16 protein-coding genes are annotated in these 17,363 nt (G+C 68.8%); 6 read left to right on the top strand and 10 right to left on the bottom strand.

Annotated elements, in window-relative coordinates; all coding sequences use genetic code 11:
• The first annotated feature begins 241 nt into the window (after positions 1 to 241).
• The 4 genes from ACQPXD_RS34880 (at position 242) to ACQPXD_RS34865 (ending at position 5,250) form a co-directional block, all read left to right on the top strand.
• Positions 242 to 1,996, top strand: coding sequence for an enoyl-CoA hydratase-related protein (locus tag ACQPXD_RS34880; protein WP_432825579.1), 1,755 nt, complete (start codon positions 242 to 244; stop codon positions 1,994 to 1,996).
• A 146-nt stretch (positions 1,997 to 2,142) separates the two neighbouring features.
• A complete protein-coding gene (locus ACQPXD_RS34875) occupies positions 2,143 to 3,228 on the top strand; it encodes an acyl-CoA dehydrogenase family protein (RefSeq protein ID WP_432825578.1) in 1,086 nt (361 codons plus the stop codon).
• The gene (locus ACQPXD_RS34870; protein WP_432825577.1) at positions 3,225 to 4,061 is read left to right on the top strand and encodes an enoyl-CoA hydratase family protein; all 837 of its coding nucleotides are present in this window, start codon (positions 3,225 to 3,227) and stop codon (positions 4,059 to 4,061) included. The genes ACQPXD_RS34875 and ACQPXD_RS34870 overlap by 4 nt, the downstream gene beginning before the upstream one ends.
• A 1-nt stretch (position 4,062) precedes the next feature.
• On the top strand, positions 4,063 to 5,250 hold the full coding sequence (locus ACQPXD_RS34865; protein WP_432825576.1) for an acyl-CoA dehydrogenase family protein: 1,188 nt from the start codon (positions 4,063 to 4,065) through the stop codon (positions 5,248 to 5,250).
• A 105-nt stretch (positions 5,251 to 5,355) separates the two neighbouring features.
• Here ACQPXD_RS34865 and ACQPXD_RS34860 read toward each other — a convergent pair whose 3' ends face one another.
• From ACQPXD_RS34860 to ACQPXD_RS34840, 5 genes are read right to left on the bottom strand one after another with little or no spacing between them, the layout of a single operon-like run.
• Positions 5,356 to 5,748, bottom strand: coding sequence for a RidA family protein (locus ACQPXD_RS34860; RefSeq protein ID WP_432825575.1), 393 nt, complete (start codon positions 5,746 to 5,748; stop codon positions 5,356 to 5,358).
• The gene (locus ACQPXD_RS34855) at positions 5,745 to 6,506 is read right to left on the bottom strand and encodes an SDR family NAD(P)-dependent oxidoreductase (RefSeq protein ID WP_432825574.1); all 762 of its coding nucleotides are present in this window, start codon (positions 6,504 to 6,506) and stop codon (positions 5,745 to 5,747) included. The genes ACQPXD_RS34860 and ACQPXD_RS34855 overlap by 4 nt, the downstream gene beginning before the upstream one ends.
• Positions 6,503 to 8,863, bottom strand: coding sequence for a bifunctional salicylyl-CoA 5-hydroxylase/oxidoreductase (locus ACQPXD_RS34850; RefSeq protein ID WP_432825573.1), 2,361 nt, complete (start codon positions 8,861 to 8,863; stop codon positions 6,503 to 6,505). Before ACQPXD_RS34850 ends, ACQPXD_RS34855 begins: the two co-directional genes overlap by 4 nt.
• 30 nt (positions 8,864 to 8,893) lie before the next feature.
• Positions 8,894 to 9,301, bottom strand: a complete 408-nt coding sequence (locus ACQPXD_RS34845; protein ID WP_432825572.1) for an acyl-CoA thioesterase — start codon at positions 9,299 to 9,301, stop codon at positions 8,894 to 8,896.
• The gene (locus ACQPXD_RS34840) at positions 9,298 to 10,953 is read right to left on the bottom strand and encodes an AMP-binding protein (RefSeq protein ID WP_432825571.1); all 1,656 of its coding nucleotides are present in this window, start codon (positions 10,951 to 10,953) and stop codon (positions 9,298 to 9,300) included. Before ACQPXD_RS34840 ends, ACQPXD_RS34845 begins: the two co-directional genes overlap by 4 nt.
• 121 nt (positions 10,954 to 11,074) lie before the next feature.
• Here ACQPXD_RS34840 and ACQPXD_RS34835 point away from each other — a divergent pair, with 121 nt between their 5' ends.
• Positions 11,075 to 11,926, top strand: a complete 852-nt coding sequence (locus tag ACQPXD_RS34835) for a PaaX family transcriptional regulator (protein ID WP_432825570.1) — start codon at positions 11,075 to 11,077, stop codon at positions 11,924 to 11,926.
• A gap of 55 nt (positions 11,927 to 11,981) precedes the next feature.
• On the opposite strand, the gene ACQPXD_RS34830 is transcribed toward ACQPXD_RS34835, so the two are convergent.
• The 4 genes from ACQPXD_RS34830 to ACQPXD_RS34815 all read right to left on the bottom strand — a co-directional run bounded on the left by ACQPXD_RS34830 (position 11,982) and on the right by ACQPXD_RS34815 (position 14,696).
• Positions 11,982 to 12,479 (bottom strand): flavin reductase family protein, encoded by a 498-nt coding sequence (locus tag ACQPXD_RS34830; RefSeq protein WP_432825569.1) that lies wholly within the window; start codon positions 12,477 to 12,479, stop codon positions 11,982 to 11,984.
• Complete coding sequence (locus tag ACQPXD_RS34825; RefSeq protein ID WP_432825568.1) at positions 12,476 to 12,622, bottom strand: hypothetical protein; 147 nt, start codon at positions 12,620 to 12,622, stop codon at positions 12,476 to 12,478. Before ACQPXD_RS34825 ends, ACQPXD_RS34830 begins: the two co-directional genes overlap by 4 nt.
• A 135-nt stretch (positions 12,623 to 12,757) precedes the next feature.
• On the bottom strand, positions 12,758 to 13,675 hold the full coding sequence (locus ACQPXD_RS34820; RefSeq protein ID WP_432825567.1) for an SDR family NAD(P)-dependent oxidoreductase: 918 nt from the start codon (positions 13,673 to 13,675) through the stop codon (positions 12,758 to 12,760).
• Between the two features lie 124 nt (positions 13,676 to 13,799).
• Entirely contained in the window at positions 13,800 to 14,696 is an 897-nt protein-coding gene (locus ACQPXD_RS34815; protein WP_432825566.1) for a LysR family transcriptional regulator, read from the bottom strand.
• A gap of 216 nt (positions 14,697 to 14,912) precedes the next feature.
• Between ACQPXD_RS34815 and ACQPXD_RS34810 the strand changes: the two genes are divergently transcribed.
• A complete protein-coding gene (locus ACQPXD_RS34810) occupies positions 14,913 to 16,007 on the top strand; it encodes a CaiB/BaiF CoA transferase family protein (RefSeq protein ID WP_432825565.1) in 1,095 nt (364 codons plus the stop codon).
• Positions 16,008 to 16,038: 31 nt separating this feature from the next.
• On the opposite strand, the gene ribB is transcribed toward ACQPXD_RS34810, so the two are convergent.
• The gene (gene ribB / locus ACQPXD_RS34805) at positions 16,039 to 17,295 is read right to left on the bottom strand and encodes a 3,4-dihydroxy-2-butanone-4-phosphate synthase (RefSeq protein ID WP_432825564.1); all 1,257 of its coding nucleotides are present in this window, start codon (positions 17,293 to 17,295) and stop codon (positions 16,039 to 16,041) included.
• Positions 17,296 to 17,363 lie beyond the last annotated feature (68 nt).

The raw sequence follows: 17,363 nt of genomic DNA, 5'->3' as shown, positions 1-17,363 counted from the left end.
CGGAGTGGCGCCCCGGTTTGCAAACAGGGGCAGGGCGCCGTGGTGGACAACCGGGGTGGCACCCCATATAGTTTGAGGCGGTAAACAGGGTGGCCCTCCGTTTGTGCGGCGGTCGGGCTGTGCCGGATCGGCGACGACGGTCGCTGGCGGCTCCCGCGGAGCCATCGCGAACGAGAGGGGTAGTGCCGTGAACGGACAACATGTGGGTGCGATCCGATGGGTATGGCAGCCGGATGGGATCGTGGAGGTCGTCCTCGACGATCCGGGACGGAAGTCGAACACCGTCAACCGTCGCTACTTCGACGGCATGGCGGCCGTGCTCGATGATGTCGAGGCCAACCGCGATCGCGTGCGCGGGATCATCTTGCGCTCGGCGAAGCGTTCGTTCTTCTCGGGCGACGACATCGGGCCCAACGACGTGTCGCCGGACGATGCGGCCGCCGCCTACGAGCTGATGGCGCCGGTAAAGGATCAGCTTCGCCGGCTGGAACGGACAGGACGACCGGTGGTTGCCGCGCTCACCGGCTCGGCGCTCGGCTTCGGCCTCGAGATCGGGCTCGCCAGCCACTACCGGGTGGGTCTCGACGCGCCTGGAGTCGTCTACGGGCTGCCCGAGGTCACGATGGGGCTGTTGCCCGGCGGCGGCGGCGTGGTACGCGTCACCCGCATGCTCGGCGTCGCGCGCGCGTTCCTCGAGGTTCTCGGGGCAGGGCGGATGCTGCCACCGGCCCGCGCTCTCGAGATCGGCATCCTCGACGAACTGGCGGCCGGCGAAGAGGCGATGCTCGGGGCGGCGCGCGCCTGGATCGAGCAGCAGTGGCACGACGGGGACCGGTGGTTCTCACAGCGATGGGAACGGGACGGCTACAGCATTCCGGGCGGCGTGAAGGGCTCGGCCGAGCTCGCTCGGTCGCTCCCGTCGGTCCTGGAATGGCTCGACGATCGCGTCGGCGACGCGCCGCTCGCGGCGCCGCGAGCGATCCTCGACGTCGCCATCGAGAGCACCACGACGGATGTGGACACCGCCTTCAAGCTGGAAACGGCGGCACAGCTCCAGCTGCTGGCCAATCCGGTCACGCCGAGACTGAGCAAGCTCGTATTCGTCGATGTCCGGTTGGTCCGCGATGGATTGGCGCGTCCGGACGGGCCCGTGTGGCGCCCGCGGACCGTGGCGATACTCGGCGACGGCGAGGTCGCATCCGCGCTGCGGACCAGGGCGGCCGGGGCTGGACTGACCGTTTCCGCTGCCGCGGCGACGCCCGGCTCAACCGACCTCGTGCTGGATTGCCGGCCGCAGCCGGCGGGCGATGCGGGCCATGCGCCGGACGGCGACGGGCTTGTGATCGTCGTCGAGCCCTCGACCGCACCGGCGGCGGACGATGCCGCGCGTATGACGCTGTGGGGTCTTGACGAGGAGACTCCCCTTGCGGAGATCACGCGGGCGAGCGAGTCCACCACTCGGCGGGCGTTCGACGCCGCCGTCGCCATCGGTCTGATTCCGGTACTGGCTCAGGACGCCGCGCCCACCTTCGTTCAGCGGCTCACCTCCGCCTATGCCGACGAGGTCACCGCACTGGTCGCCGAGGGAAACGATGCCCACGCGGTCCGGCGGGCCGTCCGGCGAGCCGGTTTCCGGGCGCCCGTACCGGGGCTCCCCGTGCTTGACGCCGGCAGCGCGGCGCTCGAGCCGGCCGATGGCCCGGACCCGGCAACGGAACTGCGGGCACAGCGCCTGCTCTTCGCCGTTGCGATCGAGGCATGGCGCGCGGTGGACGACGGCGTCGTGGGCTCGGTGACCGAGGCGAACGTCGCCTCGGTGCTGGGGGCGGGCTTCCCGGCCTGGACCGGCGGTGCGGTGCAGTACCTCGAGGCGTATCCGGACGGCCCGTCCGATGCGCTCGTTCGACTCGGGCAGATTTCTGCCGAGCAGGGGCCCCGCCTCGCGGCGCCCGCATCCCTGATCGAACGCCTCACTGCCGCGGCGGCCAGGGACTGAGCGGTCGGTGTATGCTGTTCCTCTGACGATCGTAAAAAATACGCACACACGAGTCGATCTTCAGGGAAGGGGCAGGCATGGCGGCGTTCCAACTCTCGACCGAAGAACAGCGATACCTCGACCGGGTGCGGCGGACCGCGGTCGAGGTGATCGCGCCGATCGAGTCCGCCGCCGACGGCCGCGTCAATCGCCGGCTGTTGCGTGTTCTCGGTGAGCATGGCCTGCTGCGTGACCTCTTCGGCGGGGAGCCCGGTGCGCCGCCGACCGACGCCGCCGCCCTGCGGCTGTGCCTCTTGCGCGAGGCGCTGTCGCAGGTCAGCGGCGAGGCGGAGACCGCGCTCGCGCTGCAAGGGCTCGGCAGCTATCCGATCCTTCAGTCCGGGTCCCGGGAGTTGACGAATCGATGGATACCCCGAGTGATTGCCGGCGAGGCGGTGGCCGCCTTCGCCCTGTCCGAACCGGACGCCGGTTCGGACGCGGCCGCGCTGTCGCTCCGCGCCGAGCGGGAGGGTGACGGCTGGCGGCTGCACGGCGAGAAGATCTGGATCTCGAACGCTCCCGACGCGGACATCTACACCGTGTTCGCGCGCACGACACCCGGTGCCCGCGCCCGCGGGGTCACCGCGTTCGCGGTGCCGGGAGACAGTGCCGGGCTGTCCGGCCGGCACCTCGATCTGCTCTCGCCGCACCCGATCGGCCATGTGTTCTTCGAGGGAGTCCGGGTCGGACCGGACGCGGTGCTGGGCGAGGTCGACGCCGGGTTCGCGGTCGCCATGCGCACCCTCGACCTGTTCCGGCCCAGCGTCGGTGCCTTTGCGGTGGGCATGGCGCAGGCGGCGCTCGACGCCACCGTCGCGCACGTCCGTAGTCGTCACGTGCACGGCGCCCCGCTCGCCGGCCAGCAGGCCGTCGCTCATCGCATCGCCGACATGGCCACGCAGCTCGAGGCGGCTCGCCTGCTCGTGTACGCGGCCGCCGCCGCCTACGACGCGGGCGAGGAGACCGGCCGGCAGACACGCCGCTCCGCGATGGCGAAGCTCTACGCCACCGAGGTCGCACAGGACATCGTGGACGGCTGCGTGCAGTTGCACGGCGCTCGAGCGCTGCAGCGCGGCCATCTCCTGGAGCACCTGTACCGGGACGTGCGCTCGCTGCGTATCTATGAAGGCGCTTCGGAGATCCAGCGCACCATTATCGCCCGTGCATTGATCGGGAAGGACGCGAGCAGGTGACCGACGAGTATCGCTTCCGCGCCTCTGCCAGGCTCACGACCGACTGGGAGCACTTCCGATTCGAGAAGGCCGACGGCGTCGCCACCGTCACGCTCAACCGTCCCGAGAAGCTGAATCCGCTGACCTTCGAAAGCTACGCCGACCTGCGGGACCTCCTCGCCGAACTGCCGCATCACCAGGACGTGCGAGTCCTCGTCGTCCGCGGCGAGGGACGCGCATTCTGCGGCGGCGGCGACGTCAATGAGATCATCGGCGAACTGATCAAGATGGAGCCGCGAGATCTCATCCGGTTCACCAAGATGACCGGCGACGTCATCCGCGCCATGCGGGAATGCCCGATCCCGATCATCGCGGCCGTCCACGGCATCGCCGCGGGGGCCGGCGCTGTCATCGCGCTCGCGTCGGACTTTCGGGTGGTCAGCGCCTCGGGGAAGTTCGCATTCCTGTTCACCAAGGTCGGGCTGTCGGGCGGTGACATGGGTGCGGCCTATCTCCTGCCGCGGGTGATCGGCCTCGGCCGGGCCACCGAACTGTTGATGCTTGGCCAAACGATCGACGCCACGACGGCGGACCGCTTCGGGCTCGTGACCCGGCTCGTCACCGACGACGCGTTGAACGAGGCGGTCGGCGAGCTGGCGACGACGCTCGCCGCCGGCCCGACGCTCGCCGTGGCCCAGACCAAATCGCTACTCACCAGGGAGTTGGACATGCCGATCGGCAGCGCGATGGAGCTCGACGCGATGACGCAAGCCCTGCTCATGACGACGCATGATCATGCCGAGTTCCATGCGGCCTTCAACGAGCGTCGAGCCCCGCGGTGGCAGGGCCGCTGACATGTCGACCGCCGCGTCCACCCAGACATCGATAGACGTCAACGATTACCTCGACATCGACGCCGGACTGTCAGACGAGGATCGCGCGATCCGCGACACCGTCCGAGACTTCGCGCGCAACGAGCTCGCACCGAACGTCGCCGAATGGTACGAGCACGGCAAGCTGCCCAAGGATCTCGGACGCAGCTTCGGCGCGCTTGGGCTGCTGGGCATGCACCTGACCGGCTACGGCTGCACCGGGTCGTCCGCCACTGCCTACGGCATCGCCTGTCGCGAGCTCGAGGCGGTCGACTCCGGGCTGCGCAGCTTCGTCTCGGTGCAGGGATCCCTCGCGATGTTCGCCATCCACCGCTGGGGAACCGATGAACAGAAGCAGTGCTGGCTGCCGGCGATGGCGCGCGGCGAGGCCATCGGCTGTTTCGGTCTCACCGAGGCCGACGCCGGCAGTGACCCGGCGTCCATGCGCACCCGTGCGGTCCGCGACGGCGGCGACTGGGTGCTGAACGGCAGCAAGATGTGGATCACCAACGGCACGATGGCCGACGTAGCCGTCGTGTGGGCCCGCACCGACGAGGGTGTCCGTGGATTTGTCGTGCCCACCGACACGCCCGGCTTCGAGGCATACGAGATCCATCGCAAGCTCTCGCTGCGCGCGTCCGTGACGGCGGAACTCGTTCTCACCGACCTCCGATTGCCGGCGGAGTCCGTCTTTGCTGAGGTCCGTGGACTACGTGGCCCGCTGTCGTGCCTGAACGAGGCCCGGTACGGCATCCTGTGGGGTGTCGTGGGGGCGGCACGTACGTGCTATGCGGAGGCACTCGCCTACACGATGCAGCGCACCCAGTTCGGCAAATCGCTGGCCTCCTTCCAGATCACCCAGCGAAAGCTCGCGGACATGGTGATCGCCGTGAACAACGCCGGCCTCGCCGCCGCGCAGATCGGGCGGCTCAAGGACGCGGGCCGTCTGCACCCCGCTCAGGTCAGCTACGGCAAGCTCGCGAACACCCGAGCGGCGCTGGAGGTCGCCCGTACGGCGCGGGGAATGCTCGGTGCCGCCGGCATCACCCTCGACCACACGGTCATGCGGCACATGTGCAACCTCGAGACAGTCTCCACCTACGAGGGGACCGAAGAGATGCACGCGCTGAGCGTCGGCGCCGCCGTCACCGGGATCCCTGCCTTCCGCTGAGGGGCCCGCGTCCTCGCGCCCCGGTCGTTGGCGCGAGGACGGCGTCCTCGTGGGTGTCGAAGGCGTCGACCACCACGTCGTGTGGCCGGGCTCGTTTCCACTCGGCTAGATGATCGCGAAGCCTTGAATCTCGACGAGTGCCTCGGCGTCCCAGAGCCGGGAGACGCCGATGCCTGCCATCGCGGGGTACTCCCGTCCGCACAGACGCCGCCACACCTCGCCGATCTCACGCGAGTGAGCGCGGTAGTCGTCCATGTCCGTGATGTAGATCGTCACGCTGGCCAGCCGCTCCGGTGAGCCGCCGGCGGCGCGGAGGGCCGTCAGCAGGTTCTGCAGGGCCGTCTCGAACTGGGACACGACGTCCCTGCCGACGATCCGCCCATCCGGGTCCATCGCGGTTTGCCCGGCGAGGAACACGACCCTGCCGGTGCCTACCACGGCGTGTGAGAAGCCCGCGGGTTTGGCCAGCTCGGCCGGGTTGACACGGCTCACACTCATGCCTGCACCGCTCCTCCGTCGACGGTGATTCCCTGCCCGGACATCCCGCCGCTGAGTACGCAGAACCAGACCGCTTCGGCGACCTCGTCGGGGGTGATCAGCCGGTTGATCGGCTGCTTCCGGGCAAGCTCCGCTCGCGCCTGCTCCGCGGATCGACCTGATGCGGCGACGATCGAGTCCACCGTGTGATCGGTCATCGACGTGTCCACATAGCCTGGACACACCGCATTGACCGTCACCCCATCGGCCGCGAGTTCGGCGGCCGCCGAACGGACCAGGCCGAGCACACCGTGTTTGCTCGCCGCGTAGGCCGCGATGTACGGCTCGCCGATCCGTGCCGCGTTGGAGGCGATCACGACGATCCGACCGAACCGGCTCCTCCGCATGGCCGGGACGGCCCGCCGGACGCACCTGAACGGGGCGGTGAGATTCAGGTCCAGCATGCGCTGCCAGTCCCCGTCGCTGGTGCGTTCGATCCGGGAGGCGAAGCCCGCACCGGCATTGGCCACGAGCACCTCGACGGCGCCCCACGCCTGCTCGACCACTCCGAAGATCGCTTCCGTGGATGTCGCCTCGGTGATGTCGGCCGGCACGGTGAGTGTGGGCCCGGCGCACATCGCCGCGGTGGCCTCGAGCTCGTGGGCGCTCCGGGCGGTCATCGCGACACGCAGTCCTTCGGCGGACAGCTTCACCGCGATCGCCCGGCCGATGCCTCGTCCCGCACCGGTCACCAGCGCGATCCTGCCGTCCGGGCTCATGGCGTCCACCGGCCGTGCGCCGTCGCGGTCGCACCCTCCCGGATCAGTTCCAGGCGTGGCCCTGGGCCTTCCGTCCGGCCCGTCTGCGGGCGCCGTGCACCCGCGCGCCACGGCGCCGGCCACTTCGCCCCTGGCCCGGAGTACGTCTGCTCCGCTGCCGCGTGCAGCGTCCAGTTGGGGTCGTAGAGGTGGGCCCGGCCCAACAGGCACAGATCGGCGCGTCCCGCCAGGAGGATCGAGTTCACGTCGTCGTACGACGAGATGATGCCAACCGCCATCGTGGCGATGCCCGCTTCATTGCGGATCCGGTCGGCGAACGGCGTCTGGTACGACCGGCCGAAGGCCGGCCGTTCGTCGGGCGTCACCTGCCCGGATGACACGTCGATGAGGTCGGCGCCCGCATCGGCGAACGCGGACGCGATGGTGACGGCCTCGTCGCCGGTGACGCCGCCGTCGTACCAGTCCGTCGCCGAGATCCGCACGCTCGTCGGTTTGTGTTCCGGCCAGACGGCGCGGATCGCGCGATACACCTCCAACGGGAACCGGAGCCGGTTCTCCAGCGAGCCTCCGAATTCGTCGCTGCGCCGGTTGGTGATCGGCGAGATGAACGACGACAGCAGATAGCCGTGCGCGCAGTGCAATTCGAGCAGGTCGAACCCGGCGGCGTCCGCTCGGCGCGCGGCATCGACGAACTGCTGCTTGATAGCCCGCATTCGATCGACTGTCAGCTCCACCGGTACCTGGCTCAAGCCCGGCCGGTAGGGAATCGGCGACGGGGCGACGATTTCCCAGTTCCCGCCGGGGAGCGGGTCGTCCATGCCCTCCCACATCAGGCGCGTGGAGCCTTTCCGGCCCGAGTGCCCCAACTGGATGGCGATCTTGGCGTCGGACCGCGCGTGCACGAATTCGGTGATGCGTCCCCAGCGCTCAGCCTGATCGTCGGTGTAGATGCCGGTGCATCCCGGGGTGATGCGCCCCTCGGCGGAGACGCAGACCATCTCGGTGAACACAAGGGCGGCTCCGCCGAGGGCCTTGCCGCCGAGGTGTACCAGATGGAAGTCAGTCGGGAGTCCATCCTCGGCCATGTACATGTCCATGGGCGACACCGCGATTCTGTTGACCAGTTCGAGCCCGCGCACCTTCAGCGGCTGGAACATCGGGGGCCGCCCGATACCGGCGGTGACGCCACGGTCGGCCTCGTGCTCGGCGAACCAGGTGTCGACCTGGGCGACGAATTCCGGATCGCGCATGCGCAAGTTGTCGTATGTGACCCGGCGGCTGCGGGTCATGATGTTGAACGCGAACTGCAGCGGATCCTGGTGGACGTACTGCTGCAAGTTCTCGAACCACTCCAGGCTCGCTTGCGCCGCCCGTTGCGTCGACAGGACGACCGGCCGGCGCTCGGCTTCGTAAGCCTCGAGGGCAGCGGCGACGTCTGGCTGTTCGTGCAGGCAGGCGGCCAGCGCGAGCGCGTCCTCCATCGCGAGCTTCGTGCCGGACCCGATCGAGAAGTGCGCGGTGTGCGCGGCGTCGCCGAGCAGCACGACGTTTGCGTGATGCCAGGACTCGTTGCGAACCGTGGTGAAGTTGATCCACTTTGAGTTGTTGGTCAGGATCCGGTGGCCGTCGATGACGTCGGCGAAGAGTTCGCGGATGATGTCGACGGACCGGTCGTCCGAGGCGCCCGGGACGACAGCATCACCGGCGAAGGCGGCGAAGCCGGCCGCTTTCCACACCTGCTCGGTCATCTCGACAATGAACGTGCTGCCGTGCCGGTCGTATGGATATCCGTGGACCTGCATGGCGCCGAAGGGCGTCTCGGCGATGTAGAACTTGAAAGCATCGAAGACTTTGTCCGTGCCCAGCCACATGTACTTGCAGTCGCGCGCCTCCAGTGTGGGCCGGAAGGAAGCGGCAAGTTGCGATCGCACCGTCGAGTTGAGCCCGTCGCACGCGACCACCAGGTCGAACTCGGCCGACAGCAGTTCGACGTCCGGCGCGACCGCGCGGAACCGCACATCGACGCCGAGCGCGCCGCATCGCTGCTGAAGGATCTGCAGCAGCCTGCGCCGGCTCATCGCCGCGAAGCCGTGGCCGCCGCTGGTCAGGACCTGCCCCCGGAAGTGCACGTCGATGTCGTCCCACCGCGCGAACTCCCGCTCCATCGCGGCGAAGATCTCGGCGTCCGCGTGCTCGATCCCGTCCAGGGTCTGGTCGGAGAACACCACACCGAATCCGAAGGTGTCGTCCATCGCGTTGCGTTCCCAGACAACGATTTCGTGGTCGCGGCACAGCTGTTTGGCGAGTGCGGCGAAGTACAGACCACCTGGTCCACCGCCGATCACGGCGATTCGCATTGCGTCTCCGTTCCCTGCTCTGGGTTCGCGTCAACCACGGGACGCCGCCGTAAGCTTCGCCGACCAACCCGCCGGCCAGCGCGCTGAGCCTTCGCCCGCCTTCGGCACGTGCACCACCGTCTGGCGGCCACGGGCGGCGATCACGCCCGCATTGGCAACGACTTCGAACTCGAACTCGAGTGAGCTCGAGCCCACGCGATCGATCCAGAGCCGGACCGTTGCGACGTCGTCGAACCAGAGCGGGCTCAGGTAGTCCACCTCATAGCGCACCCGCGGAACGGCGCCGAAGATTCCGTCGATGTCCAACTCCCGGTACAGGAGGGCTTCCGCCGCCTCGACCCACCGCAGCACCGACGAATGGTGGTAGTGCCCCGCGGCGTCGGTGTCGATCCACTGCACCCTGACCTTGTGCTCCACGCCGCGGCGTTCGTCGCTCACGCCGGCTCCGTCCCGGACCCGGCTGCCAAGGTCCGGACGGCGAAACGCTGGAGTTTGCCCGTTGACGTGTGCGGCAACTCCTCGACGAACTGAATCGCCCGCGGATACTTGTAGGGCGCGATCGTCTGCTTGACGTGGTGCTGCAACTCGGCAACGAGATCGTCGCCGGCGGTGAAGCCGTTCTTGACCACGACGAAGGCTTTCACCAACTGCCCCCGGGCGATGTCGGGGAGGCCGACCACGGCGCACTCCAACACTGCCGGGTGGGAGCCGAGCGCTTCTTCGACCTCCGGACCCGCGATGTTGTAACCGGACGAGACGATCATGTCATCGGCGCGCGCTTGGTAGTGGAAGTAACCGTCCTCGTCCTGGAAGAACACGTCGCCCGTGATGTTCCAGCCGCGGGACACGTAGGTCTTCTGCCGTTCGTCGGACAGATACCGGCAACCGGTCGGTCCCTTGACCGCCAGCCGGCCGGGGACTCCGGCGGGCACGGGGTTTCCGTCCTCGTCGAGCACGGCGGCCCGGTATCCCGGAACCGCACGCCCCGTCGATCCGGGCCTGATGTCGTCGTCCGCGGCTGAAATGAACACGTGCAGCATCTCGGTCGATCCGATGCCGTCGATGAGCTTGACACCTGTTGCCTCGTAGAACGCATGCCAGGTCGTGGCCGGCAGGTGCTCGCCGGCGGAGACCGCGCGGCGCAGCGTCCGCAGCTTGCCGGCGGTGCCGCCGGACAGCATCGCCCGGTACGCCGTCGGGGCCGTGAAGCAGATCGACACGCTGTGAGCCTCGATCGCCTCGGCCAGCGCCTGTGGCGTCGCTCGTTCCAGTAGCAGCGTCGCGGCGCCGACCCGCAGCGGAAAGACGAGCAGTCCGCCCAGCCCGAAGGTGAAGCTCAGTGGCGGAGTGCCCGTCACGATGTCGTCCGCGCGGATGCCGACGATCTGTTTGGCGAAGGTGTCGGCGTTGGCGAGCACATCGCGGTGGAAATGCATCGTTGCCTTGGGCCGGCCGGTCGTCCCCGAGGTGAAGGCGAGCAGCGCGACGTCATCGGCCGCAGTATCCACGGCGTCGAAGTGGTCGTCGGCCGTCGCGGCGAGGCTGCACAGGTCGTCCTGGGCGTCGGATCCGAAGGTCACCGTGCGGGCGCCGTGGAGGTCGGCGCTCTGCAGGCCCTCGATGAACCGGGCGTCGCAGAGCACGACCCGGGGGCGCGAGATCTCGGTGATGACCGTGAGTTCGCCGGGCCGGAGCAGCGGCATAGTGGTAACGGCCACCGCGCCCGCTTTGAGCGTGGCCAGCCAGCACGCGGCAAGCCAGGGCGAGTTCGGGCCCCGGATCAGTACCCGGTTGCCGGGGATGACGTCGAGTTGCTGGCTCAGGACGTTGGCGACGCGATTCACGGTGTCCAGCAAGCGGCCGTACGTCCAAGCCGGCCCGTCGGGCGTCAGCAGGCAAGGCCGGTCCGCTCCGAGTCGGGCCACCACGTTGTCGAGGAGCTCCGCGACACAGTTGAGCCGTTCGGGGTACCGCAGCTCGTCCAGCTCGAAGAGCAGCTCGGGCCATTCGGAGAGGGGCGGCAGGTTGTCCCGGCAGAACGTGTCCACGTGCCCGGACCGCAGCAGGGAACCAGGGCGGCTCAAGTTCATCCTTCAAGTATGCCGTCTTGGTGACGGCAGTCAAGATGGCAGCATATTAGTCACACGGGTGCCGGCGCGGAGGCACGGGGTCGAAACGGGCCGTCCGGGGTGTGGCCGCTATCGTCTACTGGTGACTGCCGTTCAAGATGAGCAAGACGAGTACGTCGCCGGCATTGCGCAGCCGCGGCAGCTGATCGTGAGCCTCTACGGTCTTTACGCCCGTGAGCACGACGGCTGGCTCTCCGTCGCGTCAGTGGTCCGGCTCCTCGCCGATCTTGGGGTCGAGGCTCAGGCCGTGCGCTCGTCCATCTCGCGCCTGAAGCGGCGCAACCTGCTGGTGGCGCAGAAGATCGACGGCGCGGCGGGCTATCGGCTGTCCGACGAGGCCGCGAGCATCCTCGATGAAGGGGACATCCGGATTTTCGGCCGGCATCGCGCCACGGTGAAGGACGGGTGGGTCTTGGTAGTCTTCTCTGTGCCCGAGTCGGAACGAGAAAAGCGGCATCTCCTGCGCACGGAACTGACCCGCATGGGGTTCGGCATCGTCACACCCGGCCTCTGGATAGCACCCGGCCATCTCGAAGACGCGGCTGTGCGCGTACTGCGGCGCCTCGGCCTTGTGGACAACGCGGTCATCTTCGCCGCGGACCATCGCGGGTTCGAAGATCTCACGGCAGCCGTCGCGACATGGTGGGACCTCGATGCGTTGCAGGATCTGTACGGCGAATTCCTCGATCGGAACTCGCCGATCCGAGACGGGTGGACCGCGTATCCCGGCCGACCTGAGCCGCGTAAGGCCTTCCGCGACTACCTGACGATTCTCACCGAATGGCGACGCCTGCCCTACGCTGATCCCGGCTTGCCGGCCGAGCTGCTTCCGCCGGACTGGCGTGCACAGGACGCATCCGAGTTGTTCACCTGGGTCCGGCGTAAGCTCGCCGGACCGGCGGCGTCGTACGCGCGTTCCGTCATCGGCCGGTGAGGCAAGCGACCCGCCTGGCGCCGCGCGGGTCATCGTACCCCGGGCGAGCGTGCCGCTAGGCCGACGCCGATGAGACCTCGGCGAAGCGGCTGCGATGGAAGAGCAGCGGCTGCGCTTCGGGCTCGAAGTCGACGGTGAGCACCCGCAGAACCGCGATGACGTGATCTCCGGCTTCGAATTCCTGCTCGAGCGCGCATTCGAACAGCGTCGGCGATCCTGCGAGGTGCACGGCGCCTCGATCGGTCACGGAGGTCGTCATTCCGGCGAACCGGTCACCCTCCCGCGCCGCCAGTTGCCGTGCCACGTCTCGGTGTTCGCTGCCCAGAACGCTGATGCCCAGGGTTGTCATCTTGCGCAGTACGGGCCAGGTGCGCGACGCCTGCTGGAGGCAGATGCCGACCAGCGGTGGCTCAAGGGATACTGGCACGAAGGTGCTCACGGCCATGCCGACCGGTGTGCCCGTGCTGTCGAGACCGCAGACGGCGACCACTCCGGTCGGGAACGTTCCGAACGCTTCGCGCAGCGACTGTGCGCCCAGGTCTACGGTGGTCATGCCGGTGAGCCTTCCAGGGGTGTGTGGTTGGCGTTCGCCCGTTCGGCAGTCACGGCGGTGGCGTGTTCCGCGAGCGCGTCGAGACGGCAGGAGGCGAGATCCAGTCGATCGGCCGCGCGGCCGCGAGGGGTGCTGGTGATCATGGCTCCCCACTTTCAAACCATCATTGATATTTTCTAACGAGCATTGAAAGTAGCAGCGGGTGGACACCCGCACAAGATGTGGACTCTCCGGCTCGGCGCGCACACCGTCGTGGCCGATCGCGGTACACCAGGCGCTCAGGGAGCGAAGCCGTCCGCATCGTCCAGGCCGGCCCGGATCTGCTCACTCCGCTCTTCGATGGCCCAGCGGTCCGTTGCGTGGGTGAAGACGTAGAAGTGGCCCGCACGGATCGCGCGGACCACACGCCTGGCCAGCTCTTCCGGCTGCTTCGGCACCATCGTCGGACGCTCCGGTTGTGCCGCCGCCCAGTTGGTGCGGCGAATCGTGTCGTTCAGCGCTTCGGGATCCGATGGTCCCCCGAATGCCGCGGGCCGGTACTTCGCCGAGTTCCGGCTGATGTTCGTCGATTCGTGCCCGTGCGGGCACAACAGCGAGACCCCGACCCGCGTCCACGCCAGCTCGGCGCTCAACGCTTCGGTGAGTCCAACTACCGCGTACTTGGTGGCCGTGTATCCATGCATCATCCCGGGCGACTCGGGGAAACCCCGGTCGCCGAGCAGCACTCGGTTGGCTCGGTTTCCCGCGCCGGCGACCATCCCCGCGATCGAGGCGGTGTTGACGACGTGACCGTCTCGTCCGCTGCGCAGCATCCGCGGCACGAAAACCTGGATGCCGTGCACCACGCCGAGGAGGTTCACCTCAACGATCCAGCGCCAGCTGAGCTCGTCGGTCATCAGCAGCGGGGTCGTCGGCATCACTCCGGCGTTGTTGACCAGGAGCTGCGCCCCGCCCAGCTCCTGGTCAACACGGTCGGCCAGCGCCTCCGTCGAGCGGAGATCGGTGACGTCGACCTCCATGGCCTGCGCGCGTCCATCTTCCGCGCGAATCTCACCGGCGACCTGTTCCGCGGCGTCCAGGCGCCGGTCGGCGACGACGACCACCATGCCCTCGGCGGCGAACGCATGTGCCATCGCCCGGCCCAGACCGCTGCCGGCGCCGGTGACCACCGCGACCTTCCCGTCCAGTTCCTTCATGATCTGGCCTCCTTCTCGTCGGACATCCCGAGGCGCCATCACGCCGTGCGGCAGGCATCTGATATCTGATATACCATACATTGATAATATTGGGTACGGCGATCGGTGACGGCGACGGCGCCGCTCACGCGAGGGTCGGGAGCACCTCACCGCAGACCCGCCGCACTGTCGCTGTCGCCGCGTTCGTGGTGTCATCGCGCCAGGCCAGCCGAACCGGGACGGGTTCGGTCTCGCCGGCCAACGGGATGAAGACGACACCGGGGTACGTGACGTTCTCGGGCACCGAAGAGAGGGTCAACGAACAGCCGAGACCCACGGCAACGAGCGACAGCATCGTCCAGGAATCCGGGGCGATCTGAACCACGTCGGCGACGAAACCCGCCTCCAGGGAGAGCCGCCGCAGGCGGTCGACCATTACCGACCCCGCATGCGGCGGCAGGGAGACGAACGGCTCGCGGGCCAGCTCGGCCATCGTCACCCAGGGCCTGCCTGCCAGCGGGTGGGTCGCACTCAGCGCGATGACGAGCGAGTCCTTGGCGACGAGTCGGGAGCTCACCCCGGCGGGGATGTGATCCCACCGTCCCAGCGCGAGATCCATGTCGCCGTTGACCACGCTCTCCAGCGCCGGATACGCGTAGTGGGAGCTGTACAGCTCGATCTGAATGCCGGGGAACGTCTCGCGCGTGCGCTTCGCGATTCGACTGACGAGCATTTGTGTGCTGGCGCTCGCATATGCGAGGCGGACGCACCCCACCTCGCCGTGCTCGGCCGCCTTCGCGGCCGACTCGGCCTTCCGTGCCGCTTCGAGCACGTCCTTCGCGGGTTGCAGGAACGCCTGGCCGGCCGCGGTGAGCGCGACCCGGCGCGTGGTGCGCTCGAAGAGCCGGGTCCCCAGTTCTTGCTCCAACTGCTGGACGAGCCGCGTCAGCGGTGGTTGCGACATGTGCAGCCGGCGTGCGGCCCGGCCGAAGTGCAGCTCCTGGGCGACTGAGATGAACGCTCGAACGTGTGCCAGCTCCATAGTGCCGGAGATTATTTCTGGCATCGAAATGAAGCAAGCCGGGATAGGTATTGGACAGCCGTGCCTGTGGGCTGAAACGTTGGCTGCGTGTCTGCGCATCCTCAACGCTCATCCGCGGCCGCCGCCGCCGATCCCTTCGGCCGCGCTCCGACCGGACCGCTCGCCGGCCTGTTGATAGCCGATTTCAGCCGTATTCTGGCGGGGCCGTACTGCACCATGCTGCTCGCCGACATGGGCGCTACCGTCGTGAAGGTCGAGAGCCCGGAGGGCGACGACACCCGCCGGTGGCGGCCGCCGGTGCGCGGCGACGAGTCCTCGTACTACCTTTCCATCAACAGGAACAAACATTCGATCGTCCTCGACTTCGCGCAACCCGGCGACCTGGCTGTGGCGAGGGACCTCGCCCGCCGCGCGGACGTCGTCGTGGAGAACTTCCGTGCGGGCGGGCTGGCCCGCTTCGGACTGGACTACGAGTCGGTGCGCAGCTCCAATCCGGCCGTCGTCTACGCGTCGATCACCGGCTTCGGCACGCGGGAAGGGGCGGACCTTCCCGGCTATGACCTTCTGGTGCAGGCGTTATCGGGCCTCATGTCGCTCACCGGCGCGCCCGAGGGACCCGGTTTCCGCAGCGGTGTGGCGGTCTTCGACGTGATCGCCGGCCTGCACGTGGGTCTGGGTGTCCTGGCGGCACTGCGGGACCGGGACCGCAGCGGCGAAGGACAGCTCGTCGAGGTGGACCTCATGTCGTCGGCGCTTTCCGGTCTCGTCAACCAGTCCGCCACGTACGTCATGGCGGGCGTCGTCCCGATGCGCATGGGGAACGAGCACCCCAGCCTCTACCCGTATGGGCCGATGCCCACGGCCGACGGTGATCTGATCATCGCCGCGGGAAACGACCGGCAGTTCCGCACGCTCTGCGGGGCACTGCGCCGGCCGGAACTCGCCGATGACGAGCGATTCGTCACCGTCGCGCGGCGAAATGCCAACCGAGCCGCGTTGCGCCCGCTGCTCGAGGAGGCGCTGTCGGCCCACGACGCGCAGGAGTGGTTCCGCCGCCTGCGCCGCGCCGGCGTTCCGTCCGCACCGATACAGGACGTCGCCCAGGGCATCGCCACTGCGGTCGATCTCGGGCTGGAGCCGGTCGTCACGGTCGGCGACGGCGACGATTCCGTCCCGATGATCCGGCACCCGGTCACCTTCAGCCGGACGCCCGCCGGCCACGATCTCGTGCCTCCCGCGCTCGGGAGCGCCACCGACCGGGTGCGCCGCTGGCTGGCCGAGCCCTCGGCCAACGGCCGGCCGCCGGGCTGAGCGACCCGAGCGACACGCCCGCGGACCTTCGTCACGCCGACATGGCCCGCCCGTCATACGCTTCGACGACATCGGTCCTGCTTCCCTGGACGGTCTGTACCGGCAGCGGCCGGGTGCCGGTGACGCGCAGCCCATACCACTCGAGGCCGGCCCACCGGCGCGGGTTGTTGGTGAGCAGCCGGACGGACCTGACCCCGAGATCGACCAGCGCGTGGGCGCCGGTGCTGTCGTCGTGGGCCTCGGCGGTGCCGGTCCGGCCGGCCGGTGCCAGGGGGAGGCCTTGGCCTTCGTGACCCCGGATGTACAGCACGACGCCACGTCCTGCCTGTGCCACGGCGGCGAGGGCGGCGCGCAGCTGTGGCGCGCAGTCGCAGAGCAGTGAGCCGAAGACGTCCCCGGCGAGGCACTCGGTGTGCACCCGCACCAGCACGTCCTCGCCGTCGCCGAGCTCGCCGCAGACGAAGGCGACGTGTTCACGCCGGTCGTAGCTGGAGGCGTAGCCGATCGCGGTGAACTCCCCGTAGCGCAGCGGCAACCGGGCCGCCGCGACTCGCCGGACGAGCTTCTCGGACCGGCGCCGGTGGGCGATCAGGTCGCTGATGCAGACGAGTGCGAGGTCGTGCTCGTCGGCGAAGAGCCGCAGTTCGTCGGCGCGTGCCATCGTGGCCGGTTCCTGCTGGCTGACGACCTCGCACAGCACGCCTGCCGGGCGGAGCCCGGCGAGCACGGCGAGGTCGACGGCGGCCTCGGCAAGCCCGCGGCGGCGCAGCACGCCGCCGTCCTGGGCACGCAACGGCACGACATGGCCGGGGCGGGCGAGGTCGGCGGCGCCCGCCCCGGGATCGGCCAGCAGCCGGATCGTGTGCGCCCGGTCGTGTGCGGAGATGCCGGTCGTGACGCCGTGGCGGGCGTCGACGGTGACGGCGTAGCCGATGCCCCGGACGCTCTGGCTCGTGTGGAACATCGGCGGGAGATCGAGCCGGTCGGCGTCGGCCTCGGCGATCGCGACCCGGATGTAGCCGGACGTGTGGCGCACCATGAACGCGACGCGGTCGGGCGTGGCCAGCTCGGCGGCGAACACCAGGTGACCGTCGGCGTCCCGGTCGTGGTCGTCGATGACCACGACCGGCCGTCCGGCGCGGACCTCGGCGACGGCTCGTTCCACGGTGTCGTGGCGGATCGGCGCGACCACGCGAGGCGCCCGGTCGGTGAGCCTTCGGTGGTCGCTGAGCGATCCCGAAAGCCGGTCTGCGCCGCCCTCGTAGGCGATGCTCGCGGAAGCGTTCATCGAGGCCCCCTGGTGTACCGTGCGGAATATTCAAATGTGATTCGAAAATGTACTGCACGTCCGGGCGC

Source organism: Dactylosporangium sp. CA-092794, from assembly GCF_050948465.1.
Classification (GTDB): Bacteria; Actinomycetota; Actinomycetes; order Mycobacteriales; family Micromonosporaceae; genus Dactylosporangium.
This window is presented reverse-complemented; position numbering and strand designations above follow the sequence as displayed.